This is a genomic window from Micromonospora sp. NPDC048887 (assembly GCF_040649715.1).
Lineage (GTDB): Bacteria > Actinomycetota > Actinomycetes > Mycobacteriales > Micromonosporaceae > Micromonospora.
The window spans coordinates 96,174-120,782 of sequence record NZ_JBEZGA010000015.1; the positions used below are offsets into that span (position 1 = coordinate 96,174).

Consider the following 24,609-nt stretch of genomic DNA (forward strand, 5'->3'; position numbering starts at 1 on the left):
CTCGTGCGTCCCGCCGCGGCGGGTCAGGTGGACTGCCCGAGCCCGGTCACCATCGGGGCAGACGGGCGTGGGCCGGGTTCGTCGAGCGGCGTGCCGGACGACGGCCGGGCACCCGCCCGACCACCTCCGGCTGCTCCGCGCTGCGCTCGGTCCGGTCCATGGCGTCGCGCAGCGCCGCCGGCATGCGGGCGAGCCGGGGCGCGGAGAACACCCGGGCCGCCGGCAACCCGCACCGGGGGCAGCCCGTCGACGGGTCCGCGGTGCCGACCGGCGTCACGACGTCGAAGCTGCCGTCCTGCGGGCAGCGGTACTCGAAGGTGGCCATCGCCGCGTCCCGTCCAGCCTTTCGTGCGTGCGGTGGGCCGTTCCGCAGTGGCTCACCCTGTCTCTCCGATTGTGGCCTATTGCTGACATAAGCGGCGCGAAACGACGAATGAGGCGGAGTTCGTCGCGCCGGCCGAGGCGTGGGACACGTTGGCGATCATCGATGCCTGACGGGCATCGTCTACCCATGGCCGCCGTCTCCTCGTCCTCACTTCTGCGCCGCCTGCGGCCGGGTCTGCCGGTCGCCGTCGCGCTGTCCACCGCCGTACTCGTCACCGCCCTGAGCGCCGCCCCGCCGGCGGACGCCGGCACCGCGTACCCCGCTGCCGCTCCGGCGCCCGGCGGCGCCGCGACGCCCGTCGCGGCCCCGACCGGGACCGTGACGCCCACGTCGACGCCCAAGCCGCCCGACCCGCCCAGCACCACGCCGTTCCCGCCGAGCGCGCCCACGAACCTGACCGCCACCCAGGTACGGAGCACGTCCGTCACGCTCACCTGGACGGCCGCCACGCGCGGCTGCTGCCCCGTCGTCGGGTACGACATCGTCTACCTCAGCCCGTTCGACGACGTGGTCTACAGCCTCAGCCTCGGCGACGTCACCACCGCGACGGTCACCAACTACATCCAGCCGGGCCGGCAGTACACGTTCCGGGTGTCGGCCCGGGACGGGGACAACCGTCGCTCGCCCGCCAGCGACCCGCTGACAGTGGTCACGCCGGTGACGGACACCGGCCCGGACACCACCCCGCCCAGCGCACCGGGGAACCTCACGGTCGGCGAGGTGACCGACTCGACCGCCAGGCTGTCGTGGTCACCGTCGACAGACGACGTCGGCGTGCTCGCCTACGACGTCTACCGGTTCGACGGCTGGTTCACCTCCACGCGCGTCGCCACCGTGCCGGGCACCACGTACACGATGTCGCTGCCGGCGCCGACGCCGCTGCGCACGCTGTACTACGTGCGGGCCCGCGACGCCGCCGGCAACGTGTCGATCGCCTCCAACACGGTCACCGTGCCCACGACGCCCACGCCACCGCCACCGCCGCCGTCGACCTGCCGGGTCACCTACCGGAACCAGTCCGAGTGGCCGGGTGGCTTCGTGACGGCGGTGACGGTCCAGAACACCGGCACGGCGCCCGTCGACGGCTGGACCCTCACCTTCGGCTTCCCGGGGGACCAGCAGGTCACCACCGCGTGGAACGCCACAGTCAGCCAGACCGGCGCCGCGGTGATCGCCCGCAACGCCGACTGGAACCGCCTCATCGCGCCGAACGGCTCCGCGACGTTCGGCTTCCAGGGGCGGTGGAGCGCGAGCGACGCGCCGCCGACCGCCTTCTCGCTCAACGGGGCCCCCTGCGCGGTGGGCTGAGCACCGTCCGCGACCGGCTGAGAGGAGCATCGTGAGCACATCGCACCGCCACCGCACCCTGGTCGGGTCCGTCACGGCCGTCGTCCTCGCCGTCACCACCACATTCGGGGGTACGCCCGCGCCGGTCGCCGCCGCCAACACGCTCACCATGCGCGGCGCCGACGTCTCCTCCTTGCAGCGCAGCCTGGACCTGGGCGCTCAGTACTACGACGCCAACGGGGTGGCCCGCGACCCGCTGGACATCCTCCGGTCCGTCGGCGTCAACTACGTCCGGCTGCGCGTCTGGAACAACCCGCGCAGCGGCTACAACAACAAGAGCAAGGTGCTCGTCCAGGCGCGTACGGCGAAGGCCAAGGGCCTCAAGGTGCTGATCGACTTCCACTACTCCGACACCTGGGCCGACCCGGGCAAGCAGTACAAGCCGGCCGCCTGGGCCGGCCACAGCCTCAGCCAGTTGCGCGACGACGTGTACGCCTTCACGTACGACGTCTGCACCGCCCTGCGGGGGCAGGGCACGCCGCCGGACAGCGTGCAGATCGGCAACGAGATCAACGTCGGGATGCTGTGGAACGAGGGCAGGGTCGTCAACAACGACTTCGCCCCGCTGGCCTGGCTGCTCAAGCAGGGCTACAACGCGGTCAAGACCTGCGGCAGCAGCATCCCGGTGATGATCCACACCGCGAACGCCGACAGCAACGCCAACGCACGGTGGTTCTACGACGGCATCCGGGCGCAGGGCGTGCAGTGGGACATGACCGCCCTGTCGTACTACTGCATGTGGCACGGCAGCCTGGCCAACCTCTACAACAACATCGTCGACCTGCGCGGCCGCTACGGGAAGCCGGTGGTGATCGTGGAGACCGCGTACCCCTTCACCCGCGACAACGCCGACGGCGAGCCGAACGCCATCGGCGACGCGACCTGCGACGGCATCAGCGCGACCTGGGCCGGGCAGGCCTAGGAGTTCGACTGGGTGCAGAACACCGCCCGCAACGCCGGCGCGATCGGTGTCTTCTACTGGGAGCCGACCTGGTACGCGGTCAGCGGCAACGGCTGGGACCCGGCGAACATCAACGGCACCGGGAACCAGTGGGACAACATGGCCGTCTTCGACTGGTTCGGGCGGGTGAACCCGGGGGTGCACTGGTGGCCCTGACGGGCCGGCCGGCGCACCCCCGGCTCAGCGCCGCAGGAGCCGGCCGATCGAGTGGCGGCGGCCCCACGCGATGAACACGAACAGCGCGAACAGCACCACCGGGGTGAGCACCAGCGCGCCGCCGTCCAGGATGAACGCCTGGGTGACGGCGGCGCCGAGCATGAGCAGCGCGAGCCCGACGGCGGCCAGGCCGGCCAGTCGCGGCACGAGCAGCCCGATGCCACCGGCCAGCTCCACGAGGCCGATGAAGTAGCGGAACCAGGGCGCGGCGCCCATGTCCTCGAAGGACTGGACCGCGTTCGTCTCGCCGAACAGCTTGGGGCCGGCCGAGGCGACGATGAAGAAGACGCCGAGGAGGATCTGGAGCACCCAAAGCGTCCGGTGCAGCCCGCGGGCGACGGGCGGGGGAGTGGTGTCGGCAACGGTCGTGGTCATCGTTCCTCCTGCGGTCGGCTGGTGTTCCGCATCCGATCGGACGCACCAGTTCAGACCGGCCAGGGCGGGCGAACTCATCGCTGACAGCCGCGCCACGCAGTGGGGCCACGCCGCCCGTCACCCGGCCGTACCCTCTTCCGGTGAAGCTCCGCCGCCGGCTGGTCGCCGTGTCACTCCTCCTGGCGGTGGAGTCGGCGGCGTTCGCGCTGCTCGTCACCGAGTCCGTCCCGGGTGCGATGGCCGCCGCCGGCCTCACCTGCGTGTCGTTGTGGCCGCACCTCGTCCTGCACGAGTGCGGACACCTCGTCGTGGCGAAGCTGCTGCGCCTGCCGGTCGTCGCGGTACGCATCGCGCCCTTCAACGGTTGGCGCAACGAGGTGTCGGTAGGGCCTTCGCCGTCGATGACGGCATTGCCGCTGCGAATGGTGCTGTTCTATCTCGGTGGCCCGTCGGCCAATCTGTGCGCCGCGGCGGCGCTGGTCGTCGCGTCGGCGTCCACCGGTACGGCGTGGACGCGGCCGGCGATGCTCGGCGCCGCGTTCGTCGGGGCGATGCTCGGCCTGACCAACCTCGTTCCGGGGCGGTCGACGAACAGTGACGGCCACCACGTGCTCCGCTGGCTTCGGGCTCCGGCAGCCGCCCGTGCAGGGCTGCGGGTGGGCCCGGCCCGCCCGCAGCCGACCCGGTCAGTCCCCGAAGCCGCTCGGGTGGGCGTCCGCGACCGCGTTCAGCAGCACACCCTGCTCGAGCAGCGCTTTGCAGGCGCAGAGGACCATGGTGAACCCGCCCATCGAGTCGATCGCCCTGCCCACGGCCTGGTCGGCGGTGCCGGCGAAGCCGCTCTCGGTGATCCGGACCAGCGTGGTGTCGCCCTCGCCCGGCAGGAACCGCCACTCGACCTGGGTGGGTGACTCCGGATCCCACTCGACCAGGATGCGGCGGTTCTCCTCCACGTCCTTGACGGTGACGACGGTGGAGACGCCGTACATCTCCCACTCCCAGGTGACAGTGGCGCCGGGTTCCAGCCGGCCGCTGCTCCTGGTGAACCAGAACCTCGTGGTCACCGCCGGGTCGGCGAACGCCTGGAAGACCTCGGCGGCGGGCCGGCGGACGAGCATCTGCGCGGTGATGACGGGGGGTCGGGTCAAGCGGTCACTGTCCACGGTCAGCGGTGTTCCCTTCTCTCCCTCGGGCACGGCGAACGCGGTCACTATATGGCCGGAATTCGCTTGAGCGATGCCGCGCCGTGAGTCAGAGTCGGGCCATGATCTCCTACCTGAAGGGCGGCGACGCCCCGGCGCGATGAGCGCCCGCACGCGGCGCGACGGCGCCGCGACGATCCCGCAGGCCGTTCGCGGCGGTGACCCCGGCGGCCTGTGGCAGCAGGCGGTCCGGATCCGCCAGGAATGGCTCGACCACGCCCTGAACACGCAGCCGGCCGACCGGCCGGCCGCCGAGCGCTGCCTGACCGCCGTCTACGCGAGGGCGTCGCGGCCGCGACCCCGGTTCGAGTGGGTCGACTCGCCGGCCAAGGCGATTCCCCTGGTCGCCGGCTGGCCCACACTCGACTCGCTCCACGACCGCATCCGGGCGGCACGGCCGCCCAGGACGCCGCTGGTGGCGAGCGACATCGCCATGATCGTGTCCCAGCTCCGGGGTGCCCTCAGCGCGGGCGTGGCGCACACCGATCCCGAGCTGTCACCCGCCCGCACCGGTAAGGCCAGGGAGCCGTGGCCCGAGCTGCCGCCGCAGCGGGCCCTCGACAGCGGCGTACCGCTCGCCGTCGTGCTGCACCAGGGGGTACGCGCGGCGCTGCACCGCAGCCTCGCGCACGGGCTCTACCTGCCGGTGCGTGCGGCGCTGGCGAGCGGCGGCCCGGTGCCCGTGTGCTGGTACGGGCAGCAGGACGCGTCATGGATCGCGTACTACGACGTGCTGCGCCGGCTCGGCCTCGCCCGGTACGGGCCGGACGAGGACGGGCACCTCGACACCTGGGCCGGCCTGGCCCGCTCCGGCGGCTGGTGGTGGCCGGGGGAGGACGTCTGCGTCGTCGTGGACCGGCCGGCGGTCATCCGGACCGAGCCCGTCGCGGGAACGGCGCACGACCGGATCCGGCTGCGGCCCGGCGGCGTGCGCTATCGGGACGGCTGGCAACCACCGCTGAGCGGCGCGGGCGCAGACATTGATTTGATAGGCGGCGATAAATAGATTGGACTCGGGCGTCGCCGAGGTCCGCGGACCTCGGCGGCTTGACCGGGCCGCCTTCGAGCCGGGCACATCGGTCGTACGCATCGACCACTCACCCTGGCGCATCGCCGCGCCGCATCCTCGCGCGCCGCCGCGTCCGATCCGGGACGCGTGCCGCCGCGCCCTGCCCGACGTCGAAGGACTCTCCATGACGATTCTCCGTGCCCGACCCGCACCGCTCGTGGCGGCCGTCGCCGCGCTGGCCGCCGTCACCGCGGCCGGTACGGCCCTGCTCACCGGCCCGGCCGCGGCCGCGCAGGGCTGCCGGGTCGACTACACACCCAACCAGTGGCCCGGCGGGTTCACCGCGAACATCAAGGTGTCACCGGGTGACACAGCCGTCTCCGGCTGGACCGTAACCTGGACGTACGCCGGGGACGAGCGCGTGACGAACGGCTGGAACGCCACAGTCAGCCAGTCCGGGTCGACGGTGACCGCCCGCAACGTGTCGTACAACGGCAGCATCTCGGCCGGCGGCTCGACCGAGTTCGGCGTGCAGGGCACATTCGGCGCCGCAGGCGGCACGCCGACCGGGTTCAGCCTGAACGGCGTACCGTGCAACGGCGCCGGCCCGACCACACCGCCGCCCACCACGGCGCCGCCGACCTCAGCCCCGCCCACGACCGCCCCGCCCACGACGGCGCCGCCGACCACGGCGCCGCCGACGACCGCGCCGCCGACCACGGCACCTCCCACGACGGCGCCGCCGACCACCCCACCGCCGAGCGGGTGCGCGGGGGCGGTGCTCTGCGACGGTTTCGAGAACCAGACCGGTTCGACGCCGTCGGGTGACTGGAGCGTGGTGAGCCCGGACTGTTCCGGCGCCGGCACGGCCACCATCGACACGTCCACCACGCACAGCGGCAGCCGCGCGGTCCGCATCAACGGCGCGGCCGGGTACTGCAACCACGTGTTCGTCCGGACCACGAAGAACCTCAGCGGCCTGGGCAGCGTCAGGTACGCCCGGATCTGGGTGCGGCACACCACCGCCCAGCCCACCGACCACACCACGATGATCACCATGGCCGACGCCGCCGACGGCAACCGGGACCTGCGGCTGGGCGGCCAGAACGGCGCGCTCCAGTGGAACCGCGCCTCCGACGACGCCACGCTGCCCGAGCAGAGCCCGGCCGGGGTGGCGCAGAGCGTGCCGCTGCCCACCAACCGCTGGGCCTGCCTCGAGTTCATGGTGGACGGTTCGGCCGGTCAACTGCGTACCTGGCTGGACGGCGTCGCGGTGACCGGGCTGACCGCCGACGGCGTGCCGACGCACGACATCGACGGCCAGTGGTACAACCGCACCTGGCGACCGCAGCTCACCGACCTGAAGCTGGGCTGGGAGAGCTACGGCGGCGGCGCCGACACCCTCTGGTACGACGACGCCGCCGTCGGGTCCAGCCGGATCGGCTGCTGACGTGCCGTCGCCGGGTGGCTCAGTGCTCCACCGTCATGCGCTGCGTGCCGATCACGGAGAGCAGCCGCAGCGCCTCCTCCGACGGTGAGCCGGGGGTGGCGGTGTAGATGACCACCTGCTGGTCGCGGTCGGTGATGTCGAGGACGTCGCAGTTGACAGTCACCGGCCCGACCAGCGGGTGCCGGAACGTCTTGCACAGCGTCCGTGCGCCGCCCACCTCGTGCGAGGCCCACAGGCGGGCGAACTCCTCGCTCCCGGCGAGCAGCTCCGCGATCAGCGCGGCCATCTCCGGATCGTCCGGATAGCGGGCCGCGGCGGCGCGCAGCCGTCCGACCGAGTGGCGGGCGAACTCGCTCGCGTCCGACACGCCGTACATCAGGTGCGGGCCGAGGAAGGCACGGCGGACCAGGTTGCGGTCCCGCCGGGACACCGCGGAGAAGTCCTCCATGAGCGCCGCCGCGAGGTCGTTCCAGGCGATCACCTCGAACGCCGCCGAGGTCACGAACGCCGCCGCCTGCGGCAGCCGGTGCAGCAGGTCCAGCACGCTCTGGCGTACCTCCCGGGGTGGCCCGGGCGGCGGCGCGGGCGGCTCCCCGGCCAGGTGGTGGAGGTGGTCGCGTTCGGCGTCGGAGAGCCGCAGCGCGCGGGCCAGCCCGGCCAGCACCTCCCGCGACGGACGCGGACCCCGGCCCTGCTCCAGCCGCGTGTAGTACTCGGTCGAGATGAACGCCAGCCGCGCCACCTCCTCGCGACGCAACCCGGGGGTGCGGCGCCGCCGTCCGGCGGGCAGGCCCACGTCGGCCGGTGCGATCTGTTCCCGCCTGCTGCGCAGGAACACTGCCAGCTCACGTCGGTCCACGACCCCAGTGTGCCCGTGCGCGGCGGCGCGTAACCAGGTACCGGCCGTACCTGGATGGGCTCCGCGACCGGACGCAGGCTTGCCGGCATGGACACCACACGAACCGACACGACCGTCCACCCCACCACCGGCCTGCTGGCCGGCAAGGTCGCCTTCATCACCGGCGCCGGGCGCGGCATCGGCGCCGCGGCGGCCCGGCTGTTCGCCGCCGAGGGCGCCCGGGTGCTGCTCGCCGCCCGGACCGAGGAACAGCTGAAGGCGGTCACCGAGCAGATCCGGGCCACGGGCGGCACCGCCGAGTACGTCGTCTGCGACCTGGCCGAAGCGGCGAGCGTGCGTGCCGCCGTCGACCGCGCCGTCGAGGTGTACGGCCGCCTCGACGTCGCCTTCAACAACGGCGCGACGATCGTGCCGCCCGGACCGATGGACCGGGTGCGCGAAGACGACTTCGACCACGTCTACGCCGTCAACCTCAAGGGACCGTGGCTCGCCATGGTCGCCGAGGTCGCCGCGATCCGGGCCACCGCCGGCACCGGCGCGATCGTCAACAACTCCAGCGTCGGCAGCCTGATGGGCAACCCCGAACTGCCCGCGTACGGGGCGATGAAGCGCGCCGTGAACAGCCTTACCGAGTCCGCCGCGGTCACCTACGGGCCGGAGGGCATCCGCGTCAACGCGATCGCCCCGGGCAGTACGCTCACCGAGATGATGCGCTCCTGGGACGCCGAGTCGCCGGGCATCATCGACCGGCTCGCGGCCGCCACGCCGTTGCGCCGGGCCGCCGAGCCCGACGAGATCGCCCAGGCCGCCGCCTGGCTGCTCAGCGACCGCGCCTCCTTCGTCACCGGCACGGTGCTGCGGGTCGACGGCGGCGCGCGGGCCTGACCCGGCTCAGACGGTGGCGTCCTGGACCGGCCGGGGCTCGACCGCGCCGGCCGGGACGGGCGAGGGCCGGAAGCCCTTCACGACCAGGTAGACACCGAGCGAGAACTCCCACACCGCGATGGGGAGCGCGGCGACAGCCGTCACCGGCGACAGCCGGTCCCAGGCGCCGAACAGGACGCCGAGGTCGGAGGCGACGAGCAGTGGCGCGCCGACGAGACCGAGCACCGGCAGCACGCGCGGCACGAGGCGGGACTGGTACAGCAGGGTGCCCACCAGCAGCGCGTTCACTGCCGGCAGGAGCGACTGGCTGAGCAGGAACACCGAGTCGTAGAAGGCGACGAGCGCCTGGCCGGTGACGAGCGCGTCCGGCCCGGCCCCGGACCGCCGCAGCGCGACGAGCGTCAGGACGCTCGCGACGCCGACGAGGATGCCGGCTGCCTCCAGGCCCCGGGCGCCGGCGAAACCCAGCGCCCGGGCCGGGCCCTGGTGCTTGAGCACCGGGTACAGCGCGACGGCGGTGCCGACGCAGGCGAGCGCGACGATCATCTCCAGCACGCCACCGAGGACGACCGGGGCGTCCGACGTGGTGCCCAGGACGTAGTCCGCCTCGCGGATCGGGGCGTACAGGGTCAGGGTGGGGATCGAGACGAAGGTGAGCAGATAGGCGCCGCCCGCGACCAGCGACGTCTTTCGCAGTGAGTCCATCGGGTTTCCCCTCCGCCGCCGCCCGGCCGATGGTGGTCGTGCCCTCACTGTCCTGCGGACCGGCCCGGCGGCGCATCGGCCGCTCGGGCAGTCACCTCGCGCGATGCGTACGGGCCACCGGTGCGGCACACCGGTGGCCCGTACGCGTCAGCGGCTCATCGCGTACGCCACCACGATCGCCGCGACGAGCGCGAGCGCGGCCAGCACCGCCGCCGCGATCTTCGCCGCACTGTAGGGGCGCTCGCCGATGACCTGACCGGTCCGCGCGTTCACCAGCACCTGGTACGACCGCCCGGCGTGCAGGTACGCGGCGATCCACACCGGCAGCAGGACCAGCTTGTACGACACGTCGGAGTACGTGGTGTCGACGGCGGACACCCGCTGCTCGTCGCCGCCGATGTCCGACCGGCAGTCCCGCTCGATGACCGGCGCCATCCGCGCCTTCGCCTCGGTCAGCCCTGCCTCGGGCTCGGTGTCGTACCGCAGGGCCTGGTATCCGGCCAGGTAGTCGCCGTGGTAGGCGGTCACCTCGGCCAGCGGCCACGGCGCAAGCTTGTCCAACTGCTCGGTGGGCAGGTGGGTGGTGGCGGGCACCAGCACATCGTCGAAGTCCCGGCGGACGGTGCCGGCGGCCGGATGCCACCGGGTGTGCCGCACCTGCCGGGTCCGCGTCTCCTGCTTGCCGTCGACCGTCACCGTGTACGTCTCGGTGACGTAGTAGTGCTCGCCCCGCTGACCCTGGTAGTCCGACACGGTCCGCGCGTCGAACGTCCAGTGCGGCAGGTACGTGCCCTTCAGCGTCTCCGCCTCGGTGATCTTCTTCAGGCTCCCGGGCGCGAACCAGCGGCTGCCGCACCACTGGCCCAGGGCCGTCCGCACGCCGTTACGGTCGACGGCGAACGGCAGCACCGCCTCCGGCGCGATCAGCTCACCCGCTCCGGCGTCGGCCACCAGCGGGGTGGCGCAGAACTGGCAGCGCTGTGCCAGCGCGTCGCTCTCCGTCCGGGCGCCGCAGCCCGGGCAGACGAACGTGTGCGCCCCGACGCTCGCCACCGGCTTGCGGGGCAGCGACGCCAGTTCCGCGTACGCGTGCTCGCGCACCTCCCGGCCGGCGCCGGCGATCTCCTGCCGGTACCCGCAGTACGGGCAGCTCAGCGTGGTGGTGCCCGGCGCGTACTCCACCCGGGCGCCGCACCCCCCGCACTGGTACGAGGGCGGCGAGACAGCCGTGTCGCTCATGCCGGCGGCAGCGGCGGCGGGACGCTGGCGAGGACCGACGCCAGCTCGGGCACCTGCCCGGCGGGCTGCCACTGCGCCATGCCGGCGCGCCAGACGAGCGTGTCCGCGCCGAGCGCGCCCGCACCCGCCTGCTCGGCCAGCCCACCGAGGTCGTACGGGCCCTGCCGCTGGCCGCCGACGCCGACGTACCACTGGGCCTGGTCCGGCAGCGGCGGCGGCTCGGCGGCGGCCGGCTGCGCGGGGGCCGGCTGGGCCGGCACCGGCTGCGTGGCCGCGCCCCCGCCCATCGACCGGGCCATCTGCTGGCCCATCGCCATGCCGAGGCCGAGGCCGATGCCCGCGCCCGCCTCGCCACCCGGGTTGTTCGCCGCGGCCTCCATCGCGTTCGCCGCCTGGAAGCGGGTGTACCGGTCCAGGTCGCCGACCGCGCCCATGCTGGTCCGCTTGTCCAGCGCCTTCTCGACCTCCGGCGGCACCGACACGTTCTCGATGACGAACTTGGGGATCGCGATACCGACCTCGGCCAGTTCCTCGGTCAGCACGGCGGCCAGCCGCCGGCCGATCGCGTCCTGGTGCGCCGCGAGGTCCAGCAGCGGCACCCCGGCCGTGGCGAGCGCGCCGCCGAGCCGCCCGACCATGAGCTGCCGCAGGTACTCCTGCACCTCCTCGGTGCGGAACTGAGGGTCGGTGCCGACCAGTTCCCGTAGCAGCCGCGCCGCGTCCACCACTCGGGCCGCGAAGGCGCCGAACGCCCGCACCCGCACCACACCGAACTCGGCGTCGCGCAGGATGACCGGGTTCTGGGTGCCCCACTTCATGTCCGTGAACTGCCGGGTGTTGACGAAGTACACCTCGGCCTTGAACGGAGAGTTGAAGCCGTACTTCCAGCCCTTCAGGGTGGACAGGATCGGCAGGTTGCGGGTCTCCAGCGTGTACGTCCCCGGTGCGAAGACGTCGGCGATCTTCCCCTCGTTGACGAACACCGCCGTCTGGGACTCCCGGACGACCAGTTGGGCGCCCATCTTGATCTCGTTCTGATACCGGGGGAATCGCCAGACCATCGTGTCGCGGCTGTCGTCCAGCCACTCGATGATGTCGATGAGCTCGCCCCGGAGCTTGTCCATCAGCCCCATCGCAACCCTTTCCTCGGCGCCGGTCTCCGGCGTCGCGGCGACCATAGCAACCGCCCGCCACCTGCGAAAAGACAGCTTTTCGGCGCTATCGGCGGCCACCGATCGGAGGCGCTCAGCCGGTTTCGCCGGCCATCGATTCGCCGGTGGCCGTACGCTGCTCCGGAAGCCGGGACGCCCGGCCGGGGGTATCGACGAGGCGCTCGGTCTCCTGCACCAGATAGTGCGGGCGGCGCTTGGTCTCGTAGTAGATCCGGCCGATGTACTCGCCGATCACCCCGAGGATCATCATCTGGATGCCGCCGAGCCCGATCACGCTGACGATGATCGTGGTGTAGCCGGGCACGTCGATGCCCTTCTCCACGGCGTCCGCTACCACCCAGGCCATGTAGCCCACCGCGATGAGCGTGAGGAACAGCCCGCCGTAGATGGCCAGGCGCAGCGGCCGGTTGTTGAACGACAGCAGGCCGTCGAACGCGTAGTTGAACAGCTTGCCGAACGTCCAGCGGCTGTGCCCGGCCTGCCGGGTCTCGTTGCGGTGCGCCACCACCGCCGTGCGGAAGCCGATCCACGAGAACAGGCCCTTGGAGAAGCGGTTGTATTCCGGCATGGCCAGGATCGCGTTCACCGCGAGCCGGGACAGCAGCCGGAAGTCGCCCGCGCCGTCGAGCAGGCGGACGTCTATCCACCAGTTGACCAGGCGGTAGAAGGAGCGCGAGGCGACCATCCGGATGAACCGGTCCCCACGCCGGTCCCGGCGGGCGATCACCTGGTCGAAGCCCTGGCGGTAGAGCATCACCATCTCGGGCAGCAACCGCGGCGGATGTTGCAGGTCGGCGTCCATGATGACCACCGCGTCGCCGGTGGCCCGGCGCAGGCCGGCGAGCATGGCCGCCTCCTTGCCGAAGTTGCGGCTCAGCGACGTGTAGCAGACGGCCGGGTCGGCGGCGGCGAGCCGGCGCAGCGCCGCAAGCGTGCCGTCCTCGCTGCCGTCGTCGACGTACACCACCTCGACGTCCACGTCCTGCAGTTCGGCGAACGCGACGCTGAGCATCTCGTGCAGCCGCTCCACCGACGCTTCCTCGTTGAAGCAGGGCACCACCACTGACAACCGCACGGCGCTCACCGTGCCCGGCCCGCGCCCGGGCACCCGGCGTCAGAGGCGGTAGACAAGCGTGCCATCGACATCCTCCCGGGTGATGCCCAGCCCGTCGACCGGCCGGGTCTCGATGCCCTCCCACGGCGTCCCCGCCGCGCGGCTCGGCACCGCGACGACCGACCGCACGCCGATCCCGCGCAGGTACGCCACGCTGCCCGCGTCGGGGAACGAGGCCACGGCGACCCGGGTCTGGGCCTGGGTGACCGGCTCGAAACCGCCGAGCCCGTTGGTGATCCGGGGGAACCCGTCGGTCGACCACAGCATGTAGTTCAGGTCGCCCACCCCACCGGCGGGCAGCACCAGCATGGGTTCCGGCGCGGTCCGCATCGCCGCCGGTGGCGTCGGCACGACCGGGTGCGGCGTACGGTTGACGCCCTCCAGCGTGACCAGGGCGAGCGGCACCAGCAGGACCAGTGCCGCGACGGCCCGGGACGCGCGCGCCGCCGCCGGCCGGCGCCACGACTCGGCCAGCGCGGTCACCAGCCCGGCCGCCAGCACGGCCAGCAACAGGCTGGTCCAGTGCATCATCCGGCCCGGGGTGCGCAACGCGTCCCAGCCCGGCAGGAGCCGGGACAGCGTCAGGTAGCCGGGTTCGCCGTCCCCGCCGAGCGTGGAACCGAGGCCCAGCAGCACGGTGCCGGCCACGCCGAGGCCCAGCGTGACCCGGTGCCGCACCGGGAAGGCCGAGACGAACAGCCCCGCCGCGGCCAGCCCGATCAGCGTCATGCCTGGTAGCAGTGCCATCTCCGGCGGCCAGGTGAGCTGTTCGCGGGCGGCGGCGTGCCGTTCCCCCCACAGCCACGAGTCGCCGGGCGCGGTGACGAACCCGATCAGCGGCGGGGAGAACATCTTGGTCCAGTCCAGCGACCGGACGGCCTGCGGGTTGAGGTCGACCACGCGCAGGTAGACCAGCCCGAGCAGCAGCGTGACGGTGCCGAACACGGCGCCACCGGCCAGGTCCGCGACGAGCAGCCGCCGGCCGAACGGGGGCCGTTCCCGCTTGCGCCACCAGGACCAGCCGTAGCAGCCGGCCGCCACCAGCGCGGCGGCCAGCAGGAAGTAGACGAGCGGCAGCCCGATGCCGAAGCCGAGCGTGACCTGCCAGGCCGCGACGAGCCACCCGGCCACCGCCCAGCCGGGCCGACGGCGCTCCGGGCGGTATCCGTGGCGCAGCGACCAGCCGTGGCCACGCGCCAGCATCGCCAGCGCCAGCGCGATCCCGCCGCTGGACAGGATGTTCAGGTGGCCGGAGTGCGCCAGCCGCCACGGCGCGTACGCCCACGCCACCCCGGCGACCGCACCGCCCCAGCGGTTCGCGCCGAGCTGCCGGGCCAGCGCGTACGCCCCGACGAACGCCAGCGCGTGCAACAGCACGTAGAGCACGTTGTAGCGGATCAGCGCGGCCTCGAATCCGGAGCCGAGCATCCCGAACGGCGCGTAGCCGAGCAGCGTGTCGCTGTAGGCGTAGGTGTAGCGCTCCGGATAGAACGTGTTCGAGTTCCACAGGTTGGCCGGGTCGTTGAGCAGGGCGTGCCCCGACCAGGCGACCTGCCACGCCTGCAACGTCGGGTCGCCCAGGTCGCCGGGGATCGTGGTCGCCGGGTGCCGCAACGTCGGCCAGGTCAGCACCACCGCCAGCAGCAGACTGCCCAGGATCGCCAGCGTCCACTCCGGGTTCGGCCGCCACCGGCGGCTGCCGTCCGTCGGGCGCTCGTCGGTGGGGCTGTCGTCCGAGGGCGGATCGGCGGGCGGCTGCGCGGGACCGCTGTCCTCAGCGGCCGGCGGGGCGACGGCGGGCCGGATTTTCATGGGATAGATGCTTCACGATGCTGCTGATCCTGTCGATCCGCTGTCCGAAATATGGTTGAAACTTCCGGCCCGCAGTACCGGAAGGGCCGGCTACGCGAACCGGTCCGCGAGCGCCGACAGCTTACTGACGTACGCCGGCCAGTCATAGCCGTCGGGGACGTTCCGGTTCTCCCGCCCCAGCCCGATCGCCGCGTCGTGCTGCTCGCGCATGATGTCGGCGTGACCGGCGTGCCGGGCCAGGTCGACGCAGACGTGCACGATGATCTGGTGCAGCGTGACGTCCTGCCGGCCCGGATACCACCACGGCACCCGCCCCGGCGCGTCCAGCGGCAGCGTCTCGATCGTCTCGTCCGCGAACGCTCCTACCCGGCGGTAGAGGTCGATCAGCCCGTCCTTGGTCTCGTCCTCCCGGGCGTACCAGTCCGCCTGCGGGTCCGCGTCGAACATCTCCAGCGCGACCAGTTCCCCGGGGTTGGGGAACTCGCGGCCGAACGTGGGCCCGAAGTAGCCGGCCTCGACGTTCAGGCAGTGCTTGAGCAGGCCCAGGAAGTTGTTGCCGGTCGCGGTGCGGGGAAGCCGGGCCTCGCGTTCGCTCAGCCCGTCGAGCTTCCAGATCAGGTTCTCCCGGATCGCGCGGAGGTAGTGGTGCAGCGCGGTCTTCGGGTCCTTCGATTCGGTCATGCCCGACACTCTCGCGCATGGGTCGGACATCGTGGGGGCGGCGGCGGTCAGCCGGTCTGGTCGTTGTCCTTGTGCGCGCCCCACCCGTGCCAGCGCTCGATCTCGATCCACGCGCTGACCCGGCCGCGGTCCCGTCGCGGGTACGGCCGTCCGGTGTAGTGCTGCGAGATCCGGTCGATGTCCGCCAGGCCCTCGTCGTCGCGCACCTCGACCACCCGCCCGATGAGGCTGACGTGGGTGTACCAGTTCCCCTCGTCCAGCACCGTCAGGGAGACCCGGGGGTCGCTGCGCAGGTGCGCCAGCCGGCGGCGGCCCTCGTCCATGTTCACCAGGACGCGGCCGTCCTCCCAGAGGTACCAGGTGGCCGCGGTCACCGGCTGGCCGTCGCGCAGTGTGGCGATGACGGCGGGATTCGGCTTGGACAGCATGGCGACGGCGGGCTCGGGCAGCGGCGGCTTCGACATGGCTCCCACTCTACGTACCCGCCGGTCCCGCCGCTGGTCATGCGGCGGGCGGGGCTCCCCGGCGTCGTGGGCCGGGGAGCCCGTCGCGTGCCGGTCAGGCGCGCACGCTCCACCGCTGGTTGGTGCCGCCGTGGCAGTCCCAGAGGTTGATCCTGGTCCCGTTGGCGGTGCCGTAGCCGGCCGCGTCCAGGCAGCGCCCGGACTGGACCCCACTGATCGTGCCGTCGGCGTTGAGGTTCCACTGCTGGTTGGGCTGGCCGTTGCAGTCCCAGATGATCACGCTGGTGCCGTTGGCGGTGCCCCGCCCGTTGGCGTCCAGGCACTTGTTGCCGAGCACCTGCAACTGCTTGGCCGAGGTGTACGTCCAGCGCTGCATGGTGCCGCCCCAGCAGTCGTACAACTGCACGGCGGTGCCGTTCGTGGTGCTGCCGTTCGGCACGTCCAGGCACCGGCCCGAGCCGACGCCGACCAGTTGCACGTTCTGGTAGGTGCCCCCGCCGCTGCCGGGGGTGCCGATGCTGCCGGACACCGACTGCAACGCGCGGTACCAGACGGCGGCCATCTTGTCGTAGCCGGTGGCGGTCGGGTGGATGCCGTCGATCAGGTCGGCGGTGGTCAGCGCCGAGTGCTGGTCGACCAGGTGGACGCGCTTGCCGGCGTTCACCTTCGACTGCACGATGCCCGGGATGGCGGCGTTGAACGTGCGCACCGCCGCCTCCTGGCCGGAGTTCGCCAGCGGGATGATCTGCGCGACGAACACGTCCGCGTTCGGCGCCGTGTTGGTGATGCGGTCGATCAGCGACGACAGCCGGTTCGGCGCGGTCGAGACGTTGTAGTTCTGCAGGATGTCGTTGGTGCCGATGTGCAGCAGCACGGTGCGTGGCTGGTAGGAGTTCAGCCAGCCGGTGATGTTGGCGTCGATCTGGTCGATGCGCCAGCCGGGGTGGCCCTCGTGGTCGTGGTCGCCGAGGTTGCCCGGCCCGTTGAACTGGGAGCCGACCAGGTCGACCCGGTAGCCGCCGGCCGCCATCCGCTGCCACAGGCCGATCCGGTAGCCGCCCGGCACCTGGGTGCCCTCGGTGATGGAGTCACCGAGTGGCATCACCCGGGTGCCGCCGTTGGACTCGGCGCCCGCCGGGCCGGCGGGCGTGAGCACGCCGGCGGCCAGCAGGGCGAGCGCGGCGCCCGCGGTGAGCCATCTTCTCGCTCGGGTACGCATGACTGTTCCTCTCACGGGCTGGTGCAGGTCAGGGACGGGGTGGAGGGCGAGCCGTTCGCCACGAAGCCGAACGTGGTCGAGCCGGACGCCGGCACCGAGCCGTTGTATTCCGCGTTGCGGACGGTCGCAGTGGAGCCGCTGGTGCTCAGCGTGCCGCTCCAGACCTGGCTGATGCTCTGGCCGCCGGCGAGGTTCCACCGCACCGACCAGCCGTTGAGCGCCGCGGCGCCGGCGGTGACCGTCACCTCGGCCTGGAACCCGCCGGACCAGGAGTTTGTGGTGCGGTAGGTCGCGGTGCAGGCGCCACCGGACGGCGGCGGCGTGGTGGGCGGCGGGGTCGTGGGCGGCGTGGTGGTCGGCGGGGGATCGATCGGCGGCGGCGTGGTGGTCGGCGGGTTCGTGGGCGGGGGAGTGCTCCCGGCGGGGGTGAACCGCCAGTGGTCGATGTTGAACAGCGAGCCGCTGCCGCCGGTGAACCGCAGGTACAGGTCGTGGGTGCCGGTGGCGCCGCTGACCGCGCAGGTCGTGTCGGCCCAGGTCTGCCAGCCGCCGGTGCCGGAGACCCGGCAGGTGCCCACCACCGGGCCGCCGGTGCCGTCCAGGCGCAGCTCGATGGTGCCGCCACTGCCGGCCGAGGCCACCCGCGCGGTGAACGAGGCCGCGCCGGTGCCGAAGGCGACGCCCTTGACCTTGATGTAGTCACCGTTGTCGACGAAGCCGACGTTCATCCCCCCGCCGCTGGCCGGCTCGGTCTCGATCCCCTGCCCCCAGGCGATCGTCTCCGCCTCCTGCCGGACGTACGGGTTGAGCGTGCCCACCTGAGGTGCGCCGGTGGTGGTCATGTTGATCGTGGGGATCGAGCCGTCCGCGCCGTAGGAGAACTTCTCCACCGCCACCGACCTGGTGAAACCGCCGCCGCCGGGCAGGGCCCCGTTGTGGTAGAAGAGGTAGGAGCCACCCTTGAAGTCGACGATCCCGGGGTGGTTGGTGAAGCTGCTGCCCTGGGTGGGCATGACCGTGCCGCGGTAGGTCCACGGCCCCAGCGGGCCGGGCGCCGTCGAGTAGGCGAGGAACTCCGAGCAGCACTTGGCGGCGAACACGTTGTAGTAGATGTTGTTGCGCTTGTAGACCCAGGGCCCCTCCTCGTAGAGGGTGGGCCGGTTCGCGTCTCCGGTCCGCGTCCCGAAGCCCGCGGTGGTCAGCGGGATCTGCGTCGGGCTGCCCGAGTACGAGGTCATGTCCGAGTTCAGCTTCACGTACCACAGGCGCGGGTTGCCCCAGTACAGGTATGCCTGGCCGTCGTCGTCGATGAACACGGTGGGGTCGATCTCGCCGTTGCTCACCAGCGGGCGCCCGATGGCGTCCCGGAACGGCCCGGTGGGGCTGTCCGCCACCGCCACCCCGATGCCCATCTGGCCGGTCGCCCGCACGACCATCGGCACGTACCAGTAGAACTTGCCGTTGCGGTAGACCGCCTGACCGGCCCACGCGTCCTGCTTGGCCCAGCTGAACGTGGCGAGGTTGAGCGGTGAGCCGTGGTCGGTCCAGTTGACCATGTCGTCGGACGAGTAGACCCGCCACTCCTTCATGGTGAACCAGGTCGAGTTGTCCTCGTCGTGGCCGGTGTAGAGGTAGACGCGGCCGTTGTAGACCAGCGGTGCCGGGTCGGCCGTGTAGATGTTCTGCACGATCGGGTTGTCCGCCCGGGCGGCGGTCGGGCTCAGCTCTCCGGCGATGACCGGGGCCAGCCCCAGCAGGGCGAGCATGGTCACGGCCAGCGCGAGCCATCGTCTGGTCCGGCGGTCGGTTCTCCATAGCGTTGACGTCACAGGTCATCTCCCCGGTTGGCCGCGCCGCGGCGGATGGGTGTGGTAGGTCGGGCCGTCATGCCCGGCTCCATTTCTGGCTGCTGCCGCCCGTGCAGGCGGACAGGACGATCGCGGTGCCGTTGCCGGTCCCGCCGCCGTTCGGGCTCAGGCACAGTCCGGACTGGACGCCGGTGATCGTGCCGTCGGTGTTGACGTTCCACTGCTGGTTGGTGCCGCCGTTGCAGTCCCAGATGATGACCCGGGTGCCGGACGAGGTGCCCTGGCTCTCGGCGTCGAGGCACTTGCTGCCGTACACCTGGAGCTGGCGGCCGGAGGTCGCCGTCCACTGCTGGTTCGCGCCGCCGTTGCACTCCCACAACGTCACCTGCGTGCCGTTGGTCTGGGACTGGTTCGGCACGTCCAGGCAGCGGCTGGAGTTGGGGTTGAGCAGCGCGCCGCTCGTACCCCCGGGGTTGCCGCCCGGGCCGGCGACCACCGACAGGTTGTCGAACTGGGCGGTCCCGCCCTGGCTGGTGCCGAAGCCGACCTGGCCGGTGCCGAACGTGGAGTCGGTGGCCGTGCCGACGGTCGTGCCGTCGATGGTCGCGGTGATGGTGGTGCCGGAGAAGCCGAGCGCGAGGCTGTGCCAGCGGTTGGTGCCCAGCGCGGCGACGTTCCCGCTGCGCAGAGTGACGAGCTGCCCGGCGGTGTTGTTGCGCAGGATGGACCACGCGCCGGAGTCGGTGACCCGCAGGAAGTAGGCGTTGTACCGGCCGATCGGGTCCAGGTTGGTGCTGCCGACGCGCCCCATGATCTGGGCGTAGCCGGCCTGTTCGAGCAGGACGTCGGCGGAGACCGTGTAGTTGCCCCAGCTCAGGTTCCCGCCGTAGGTCGCCGGGTCGGCGAGCGTCTTCCAGGTGATCGGCGCCTGCGCGGACATCTGGCGCAGGCACATGCCGGCCCGCCCGCCGCCGCAGCCGACGGTCTCGAACGCGCCCTGCATGTCCTGGAGGTACTTCGGGAACCGTCCGCTGGCGTAGCCGTCGAAGTCGTCGCGGTACGGCAGGCCCAGCGAGCCCTGCGCCGGGCTGCTGGCGGTGCCCTTGCCCTGCCCGCTGGTGGTGGTGACGGTGTAGAGGTGACCGGGCTGGACGGTGAGCGAGAACGACCCGCCCGACGGGGTGATGTCCGCGCCGCGGACGAAGAAGTCGTTCGGGTTCGTCGAGTTCAGGTTCGTGGCCCAGATGTGCACCTGGCCGGTCGACAGCCCGCCGGTGATGTTCATGGTGACCTGCTGGGCCGCGGTGGCGTCCATGGTCTCGATGACCGTGCTGTAGTCGCCGCTGCTGGTCGACCGCAACGATACGTAGCTGCCGTTGTTGCGGTTGCCGCCCAGGTAGCCCGAGGACGAGTCCAGGTAGCGCCAGCCGGGCGCGGTGAACTGGGTGGTGTGCGCCAGCGCCCAGGTGTTCTTGCCGACCGAGTACCAGCCGGACCACGGCTGGTTGGCCAGGATCAGCCCGACAGTGGACCAGGGCAGGTTCGGCGTGATCGCCGCGATCAGGTCCCAGTTGAGGTAGGCGACCATCCGGCCGTCGATGTAGCCCCGGTTGATGCCGCGGGCGAGGGGCTTGGCGCCGTCGTTGTAGTCCTGCGATCCGCCCTCGCTGTTCCACAGCGTCTTGCCGGTGCTGGTGGCGGTGGACGAGACGGTGCAGGTGGTCTGCGCGCTGAGGTAGCCGCACGGGTAGTGGCCGCTGAGCACGTCGATGCTGTTGCGTAGCGTGGTGTTGCTGGCGACCGCGTTCGCCGGGCCCCAGCTGCCGGGGTAGTCGTCCCCGTAGATGATCTTCACACCGCTGTAGCCGTTGGCGTTCAGCGCCTGGCGCAGGCTGATGGTCCAGTTGGCGTCGGTGCGCTTCTCGTTCTGGGCGGCGGTGATGTAGTCCATGGTGAGGTTGTGCTGCCGCGCGCAGCCCAGCCAGCTCACGAAGTAGTCGATCATGTCCTGGGACATGAAGTTGCCGTTGCCGATCCAGCCGGGAGCGCCCCACGGCAGCGCCGCCAGCTTGATGGCGGGGTTGCGGGCCTTGGCCTGCTCCATGATCCACCACTGGTAGCCGCGGTTGCAGTTCAGGTCGCCCCGCACGTGTGCGTGGCTCGGCTCCGAGCCGCTTGTGGAGTTGGTGTCGCCGCCCATCTCGACCTTGAGGATCTGCAACGCGGCGCCGTAGCCGGGCTTGAACAGGTAGTCCAGGATCTGTCCGCGCTGCGGCTCCGGATAGTCGATCAGCAGCCGGCTGTTGCCGCCGCCGCCGCTGACCGCGCCCACCCCGTCGAACGTCTGGCCGCCGGAGGTGCCGTTGACGGTGATCGTGGTGGCCGCCTGCGCGGGTCCGGCGGTGAGGGTCAGGCCGCCGGCGGCGGCAAGGACGCTGGCGGCCAGCGCCGCCAGCAGTCGGGGGCGACGGCGCCTCCGACTCGGTTCGGACATGACGAGTCCTTTCACGAATGCGGGGTGTGGTCGCTTGCCTCGCCCGCCGGTCAGCGGTAGCCGGCGGCGACGATGTCGGCTTGGACGGCGTTCTCGGTCGCGTCGGACGGATAGCCCGCCACCATGGCGCCCTCGTAGAAGGTGCCGGCGCTGAGGTTCGCGCCGCCGCCGGGCTTGCAGCAGTCGCCGCCGCTGCCCAGGATGATGGCGCCCTGCTTGCGCATCGGGCTGTAGCCGGCCGGCAGCGACCCGTCGTAGAGCGTGGCGAGGCCACCGGACTGGGCGTTGCTCCCCTTGATGGCGAACCGCGAGGTGCCGTTGTTCTTCAGGGTGGCGGTGACGAACCGGTTGGTGAAGGCCCGCTGGTTCGGGTTCCAGGACTGGCTGCCACCCGGGTAGAGACCCCACTCCAGGTCGGCCTGCACCCAGGGGCCGCTGCCGGAGCAGCCGCCGAACCAGCAGCTGGTGCTGAAGTTGATCGCGTCCATCGCCCCGGCCGCGTCGGCGCTGCGGGTGGTCTCGCTGTTGCCGTAGTCGAAACAGCAGCCGCTGTTGACGTGGGTGCCGCTGGTCACCATGTACATGCCCTCGGGGGCCGCGCCGGTGGGGACGCCGGTCAGGTGGCCGTCGCGCCAGTAGCTGTTCCCGGGATTGATGTAGAGCGAGTACGCCCGGGCGCCCCCGACCGTCAACGACTCGCTCGTCGCGTTCGCGGGCCGGCTGGAGGTGGAGCCGGGGACCTGCGCGGAGCCCTGGTACCACAGGTCGTTCCCGCGTCCCGACTGGTCGAACACGGCGGTGATCACGCAGCTCGTACCGGCGCAGAACGCGTCCTGTGCGGCGGCGTCGGCGTAGCCGCCGTTGCCCAGCAGCCCGATGTTGCGGGTGGCGTTGTCGGAGGCGCGGCGAACCTGGTAGAGGTTGCCGCCGTACGCCGAGAACAGCGCCCGGGTGGTGCTGTGCGCGGCCACGCACGGCGTGCCGCCCGCGGCGTAGATGTCGCACGGCCGCCCGCCGGGCGGGGGCGTCGAGGTGGGCGGCGGTGACGACGGCGTGGCCGAGGTGTTCCACCGCTGGTTGGCCTGGCCGTTGCAGGTCCACAGGATGATCCTGGTGCCGTTGGCGGTGCCCGCGTTCGTGGCGTCCAGGCACAGCCCGGACTGCTGGCCGGTGATGGTGCCGGCCGAGGTGACGTTCCACTGCTGGTTGGCCTGGCCGTTGCAGTCCCAGATGATCACGGCCGTGCCCGGGCTGGTGCCCTGGCCGTTGGCGTCCAGGCACTTGCTGCCGTACACCATGAACTGCTTCGCCGACGTGTACGTCCAGTTCTGCGGCGTGCCGCCCGTGCAGTCGTAGAGCTGCACCTGGGTGCCGTTCGTGGTGCTGCCGTTGGGGACGTCGACGCAGCGGCCGGACTGCGCGCCCACGATGGAGCCGGGCCCGGGGGCGGCCACGGCGTTTCGGCTCGAAGTGGCCAGGGCGGCACCGGCGACGACAAGGACGAGAATCAGCGCGGGGATGGTCAGACGGGATGGTCCGGATCGGACGGACCGGGGACGGGGGATCACCATGACGGCTCCTCGGGTACGCAGGGCTCCGCGGTCGTTCGTGCCGGCGCGGTGCCTCACGAGCTATGGATGGCCGCCGGTGCAAGCGCTAACACCTGTGAAGCAAGGGGTCTGACCAGCCTGGTGGTGGTGGCATGTCAGGTGGCAGTGTTAACGCAAACATCGACCAGTGTTAATTAGAGCACACCTCGGCGGGAAGCGGGATCTCGGTTTGCTCCCCGCCCAGCGCCGGGCCGGGGGCGGTCTGCCACCCCCGGCCCGGCGCCCCGAACGGGGTCGGCGGGCCGTCCTGGTCAGGGACTGGTGCAGGTGACACCGCTGGGCGCGGTGGCGCCGTTCCCGGTGGCCGTGAACCCGAACGTCGTGGAGGCGTTCGCGCCCAGGGTCCCGTTGTAGTCCGCGTTGCGGACCGACACCGAGCCGGTGGTGCCCGTGTTGACGCCGCTCCAGAGGCTGCTGATCGCCTGGCCGGAGGCCAGGGTCAGGCGTACGGTCCAGCCGTTGAGCGTCGCGGCGCCGTTGTTGGCCACGGTGACCTCGGCCTGGAAGCCGCCCGGCCAGGTGTTCACCGTCCGGTAGGTCGCCGTGCAGGCACCCGGCTGACTCGGCGGCGGCGTGGTGACCGGCGGAGTCGTGGGCGGCGCGGTGGTGACCGGCGGAGTGGTCGGCGGCGTGGTCGTCGGCGGCGCCGTGGTCGGCGGCGTGGTGGACGCGAACTGGCTGAAGAACCGCCAGATCTCCGCCGACGTCCAGGTCCGGGAGTCGTTCGGGCTCGACGACCCGTCGACCGGGCTGGGGGTGTGGTCGCCGTCGAACGCGGCCCACTGCACGGGGTAGCCCTCACGGCAGCCGGAGTACGCGGTGGTGATGTGCGTGAGGCTGCCCCGGCTCGGCTCGCGCGGGCTCTGCGCGGTGCAGCCGTTGTTGCGGACGAACGTGTCCCGCAGCGACCGGCCCATGGAGATGTTCAGCACGCTGTCGTAGATGCCGTGGATGCCGAAGTAGGCGACCGGCTGGGTGCCGCCGTTGCAGCCGCTGAGGTTGGCGCCGGAGATGACGGTGACCGCGCGGACGACATTCGGCCGGGCGCAGGCCACCGCGTAGCTCATCGCCCCGCCGTAGCTCCAGCCGAGCGCGAACCGTTGGGACGTGTCCACGCAGAGGTCGTTCTCGATCTGCCGGGAGATGTCGTCGAACAGAGTCAGGTCCCGGCCGTTGGTGTTGGCCCAGCCGTTGTCGATGCCCTGCGGCGCGACGAAGATCGTGCTGTTGTTCGACAACGGCAGCAGGCCGTAGTAGCCGGCCGAGGCGACGTTGTTCGCCGAGCCGTTCAACCAGTGGAAACCGAAGATCAGGCGGTACGGGCGGTTGCGGTCGTACCCGTCCGGGATGCGCAGGATGTAGCTGCGGTTCTGGCCGCCGCTGGAGATGGTGCGCGTACCGCTGGACAGCGTGGGCGCCTTGCCGCAGCCGGCTGTCGCCGCGAGCGTGCCGTTCGTCGACGCCTGCGCCGTCTCGCCGAGGCCGCCGTTGAGCGCGCCGCCGGCCGCCGCCGCGAGAAGCACCGCAGCGGCGGCGATGGATGAGAAGAGCCGTGTTCGTTTCGCCATTGACTGACTCCTTGCCCTTGGTGGCGGTGCAGGC

Annotated in this window: 20 protein-coding genes and 1 pseudogene; 5 read left to right on the top strand and 16 right to left on the bottom strand. The window is 71.8% G+C overall.

All coding sequences use genetic code 11. From position 1 onward, the window contains the following. Positions 1-46: 46 nt before the first annotated feature. Entirely contained in the window at positions 47-325 is a 279-nt protein-coding gene (locus AB0C17_RS22280) for an FmdB family zinc ribbon protein (RefSeq protein ID WP_357385769.1), read from the bottom strand. Positions 326-511: 186 nt separating this feature from the next. Between AB0C17_RS22280 and AB0C17_RS22285 the strand changes: the two genes are divergently transcribed. Then, complete coding sequence (locus AB0C17_RS22285) at positions 512-1,693, top strand: cellulose binding domain-containing protein (RefSeq protein WP_357471692.1); 1,182 nt, start codon at positions 512-514, stop codon at positions 1,691-1,693. 58 nt (positions 1,694-1,751) lie between these two features. After that, positions 1,752-2,849 (top strand): annotated as a pseudogene (locus tag AB0C17_RS22290) (glycosyl hydrolase 53 family protein). 24 nt (positions 2,850-2,873) lie between these two features. Here AB0C17_RS22290 and AB0C17_RS22295 read toward each other — a convergent pair. Together AB0C17_RS22295 and AB0C17_RS22300 are read right to left on the bottom strand one after the other, a co-directional pair. Then, positions 2,874-3,284, bottom strand: coding sequence for a DoxX family protein (locus AB0C17_RS22295; protein ID WP_357385775.1), 411 nt, complete (start codon positions 3,282-3,284; stop codon positions 2,874-2,876). Between the two features lie 686 nt (positions 3,285-3,970). Next, complete coding sequence (locus AB0C17_RS22300; RefSeq protein WP_357385777.1) at positions 3,971-4,432, bottom strand: SRPBCC family protein; 462 nt, start codon at positions 4,430-4,432, stop codon at positions 3,971-3,973. Between the two features lie 154 nt (positions 4,433-4,586). On the opposite strand from AB0C17_RS22300, the gene AB0C17_RS22305 reads away from it, so the two are divergent. Both AB0C17_RS22305 and AB0C17_RS22310 read left to right on the top strand, forming a co-directional pair. Beyond that, positions 4,587-5,492: a DUF6745 domain-containing protein gene (locus AB0C17_RS22305; RefSeq protein ID WP_357385779.1), complete on the top strand. Its 906-nt coding sequence runs from the start codon at positions 4,587-4,589 to the stop codon at positions 5,490-5,492. A 187-nt stretch (positions 5,493-5,679) separates the two neighbouring features. Further along, positions 5,680-6,945: a cellulose-binding domain-containing protein gene (locus AB0C17_RS22310; protein ID WP_357385781.1), complete on the top strand. Its 1,266-nt coding sequence runs from the start codon at positions 5,680-5,682 to the stop codon at positions 6,943-6,945. A gap of 19 nt (positions 6,946-6,964) precedes the next feature. Here AB0C17_RS22310 and AB0C17_RS22315 read toward each other — a convergent pair whose 3' ends face one another. Then, positions 6,965-7,804 (bottom strand): helix-turn-helix transcriptional regulator, encoded by an 840-nt coding sequence (locus tag AB0C17_RS22315; protein WP_357385783.1) that lies wholly within the window; start codon positions 7,802-7,804, stop codon positions 6,965-6,967. 87 nt (positions 7,805-7,891) lie between these two features. On the opposite strand from AB0C17_RS22315, the gene AB0C17_RS22320 reads away from it, so the two are divergent. Then, entirely contained in the window at positions 7,892-8,689 is a 798-nt protein-coding gene (locus tag AB0C17_RS22320) for a glucose 1-dehydrogenase (RefSeq protein ID WP_357385785.1), read from the top strand. 6 nt (positions 8,690-8,695) lie between these two features. Here AB0C17_RS22320 and AB0C17_RS22325 read toward each other — a convergent pair whose 3' ends face one another. The 12 genes from AB0C17_RS22325 to AB0C17_RS22380 all read right to left on the bottom strand — a co-directional run bounded on the left by AB0C17_RS22325 (position 8,696) and on the right by AB0C17_RS22380 (position 24,575). After that, positions 8,696-9,394: a DUF4386 domain-containing protein gene (locus AB0C17_RS22325; protein WP_357385787.1), complete on the bottom strand. Its 699-nt coding sequence runs from the start codon at positions 9,392-9,394 to the stop codon at positions 8,696-8,698. A gap of 147 nt (positions 9,395-9,541) precedes the next feature. Continuing rightward, a complete protein-coding gene (locus AB0C17_RS22330; protein ID WP_357385789.1) occupies positions 9,542-10,633 on the bottom strand; it encodes a hypothetical protein in 1,092 nt (363 codons plus the stop codon). Further along, entirely contained in the window at positions 10,630-11,766 is a 1,137-nt protein-coding gene (locus AB0C17_RS22335) for an SPFH domain-containing protein (protein WP_357385791.1), read from the bottom strand. The genes AB0C17_RS22330 and AB0C17_RS22335 overlap by 4 nt, the downstream gene beginning before the upstream one ends. A 112-nt stretch (positions 11,767-11,878) precedes the next feature. After that, positions 11,879-12,889 carry a glycosyltransferase family 2 protein gene (locus AB0C17_RS22340; protein WP_357385793.1) on the bottom strand — a complete coding sequence of 337 codons (1,011 nt, stop codon included), beginning with the start codon at positions 12,887-12,889 and terminating at the stop codon, positions 11,879-11,881. Between the two features lie 30 nt (positions 12,890-12,919). After that, entirely contained in the window at positions 12,920-14,731 is a 1,812-nt protein-coding gene (locus AB0C17_RS22345; RefSeq protein ID WP_357385795.1) for a hypothetical protein, read from the bottom strand. Positions 14,732-14,821: 90 nt separating this feature from the next. Next, positions 14,822-15,412 carry a DinB family protein gene (locus AB0C17_RS22350; RefSeq protein ID WP_357385797.1) on the bottom strand — a complete coding sequence of 197 codons (591 nt, stop codon included), beginning with the start codon at positions 15,410-15,412 and terminating at the stop codon, positions 14,822-14,824. Positions 15,413-15,459: 47 nt separating this feature from the next. Continuing rightward, positions 15,460-15,876: a PPOX class F420-dependent oxidoreductase gene (locus AB0C17_RS22355; RefSeq protein WP_357385799.1), complete on the bottom strand. Its 417-nt coding sequence runs from the start codon at positions 15,874-15,876 to the stop codon at positions 15,460-15,462. A gap of 94 nt (positions 15,877-15,970) precedes the next feature. Next, positions 15,971-17,095: a ricin-type beta-trefoil lectin domain protein gene (locus AB0C17_RS22360; protein ID WP_357471698.1), complete on the bottom strand. Its 1,125-nt coding sequence runs from the start codon at positions 17,093-17,095 to the stop codon at positions 15,971-15,973. 11 nt (positions 17,096-17,106) lie between these two features. Further along, positions 17,107-18,861: a family 43 glycosylhydrolase gene (locus AB0C17_RS22365; protein WP_357480319.1), complete on the bottom strand. Its 1,755-nt coding sequence runs from the start codon at positions 18,859-18,861 to the stop codon at positions 17,107-17,109. A gap of 118 nt (positions 18,862-18,979) precedes the next feature. Further along, positions 18,980-21,397: a ricin-type beta-trefoil lectin domain protein gene (locus AB0C17_RS22370; protein ID WP_357480296.1), complete on the bottom strand. Its 2,418-nt coding sequence runs from the start codon at positions 21,395-21,397 to the stop codon at positions 18,980-18,982. Between the two features lie 50 nt (positions 21,398-21,447). Continuing rightward, positions 21,448-22,968: an arabinofuranosidase catalytic domain-containing protein gene (locus tag AB0C17_RS22375; protein WP_357385805.1), complete on the bottom strand. Its 1,521-nt coding sequence runs from the start codon at positions 22,966-22,968 to the stop codon at positions 21,448-21,450. A gap of 290 nt (positions 22,969-23,258) precedes the next feature. Further along, entirely contained in the window at positions 23,259-24,575 is a 1,317-nt protein-coding gene (locus AB0C17_RS22380) for a cellulose binding domain-containing protein (protein WP_357385807.1), read from the bottom strand. Between the last annotated feature and the right edge of the window lie 34 nt (positions 24,576-24,609).

Excerpts from the sequence above, each read along its gene's own strand:
- AB0C17_RS22350 (WP_357385797.1), bottom strand. The coding sequence starts at position 15,412 with ATGACCGAATCGAAGGACCCGAAGACCGCGCTGCACCACTACCTCCGC.
- AB0C17_RS22370 (WP_357480296.1), bottom strand. The coding sequence starts at position 21,397 with ATGTCCGAACCGAGTCGGAGGCGCCGTCGCCCCCGACTGCTGGCGGCG.
- AB0C17_RS22380 (WP_357385807.1), bottom strand. The coding sequence starts at position 24,575 with ATGGCGAAACGAACACGGCTCTTCTCATCCATCGCCGCCGCTGCGGTG.
- AB0C17_RS22365 (WP_357480319.1), bottom strand. The coding sequence starts at position 18,861 with ATGCTCGCCCTGCTGGGGCTGGCCCCGGTCATCGCCGGAGAGCTGAGC.
- AB0C17_RS22355 (WP_357385799.1), bottom strand. The coding sequence starts at position 15,876 with ATGTCGAAGCCGCCGCTGCCCGAGCCCGCCGTCGCCATGCTGTCCAAG.
- AB0C17_RS22295 (WP_357385775.1), bottom strand. The coding sequence starts at position 3,284 with ATGACCACGACCGTTGCCGACACCACTCCCCCGCCCGTCGCCCGCGGG.
- AB0C17_RS22285 (WP_357471692.1), top strand. The coding sequence starts at position 512 with ATGGCCGCCGTCTCCTCGTCCTCACTTCTGCGCCGCCTGCGGCCGGGT.
- AB0C17_RS22345 (WP_357385795.1), bottom strand. The coding sequence starts at position 14,731 with ATGAAAATCCGGCCCGCCGTCGCCCCGCCGGCCGCTGAGGACAGCGGT.
- AB0C17_RS22310 (WP_357385781.1), top strand. The coding sequence starts at position 5,680 with ATGACGATTCTCCGTGCCCGACCCGCACCGCTCGTGGCGGCCGTCGCC.
- AB0C17_RS22375 (WP_357385805.1), bottom strand. The coding sequence starts at position 22,968 with ATGGTGATCCCCCGTCCCCGGTCCGTCCGATCCGGACCATCCCGTCTG.
- AB0C17_RS22320 (WP_357385785.1), top strand. The coding sequence starts at position 7,892 with ATGGACACCACACGAACCGACACGACCGTCCACCCCACCACCGGCCTG.
- AB0C17_RS22360 (WP_357471698.1), bottom strand. The coding sequence starts at position 17,095 with ATGCGTACCCGAGCGAGAAGATGGCTCACCGCGGGCGCCGCGCTCGCC.
- AB0C17_RS22280 (WP_357385769.1), bottom strand. The coding sequence starts at position 325 with ATGGCCACCTTCGAGTACCGCTGCCCGCAGGACGGCAGCTTCGACGTC.
- AB0C17_RS22335 (WP_357385791.1), bottom strand. The coding sequence starts at position 11,766 with ATGGGGCTGATGGACAAGCTCCGGGGCGAGCTCATCGACATCATCGAG.
- AB0C17_RS22305 (WP_357385779.1), top strand. The coding sequence starts at position 4,587 with ATGAGCGCCCGCACGCGGCGCGACGGCGCCGCGACGATCCCGCAGGCC.
- AB0C17_RS22330 (WP_357385789.1), bottom strand. The coding sequence starts at position 10,633 with ATGAGCGACACGGCTGTCTCGCCGCCCTCGTACCAGTGCGGGGGGTGC.
- AB0C17_RS22325 (WP_357385787.1), bottom strand. The coding sequence starts at position 9,394 with ATGGACTCACTGCGAAAGACGTCGCTGGTCGCGGGCGGCGCCTATCTG.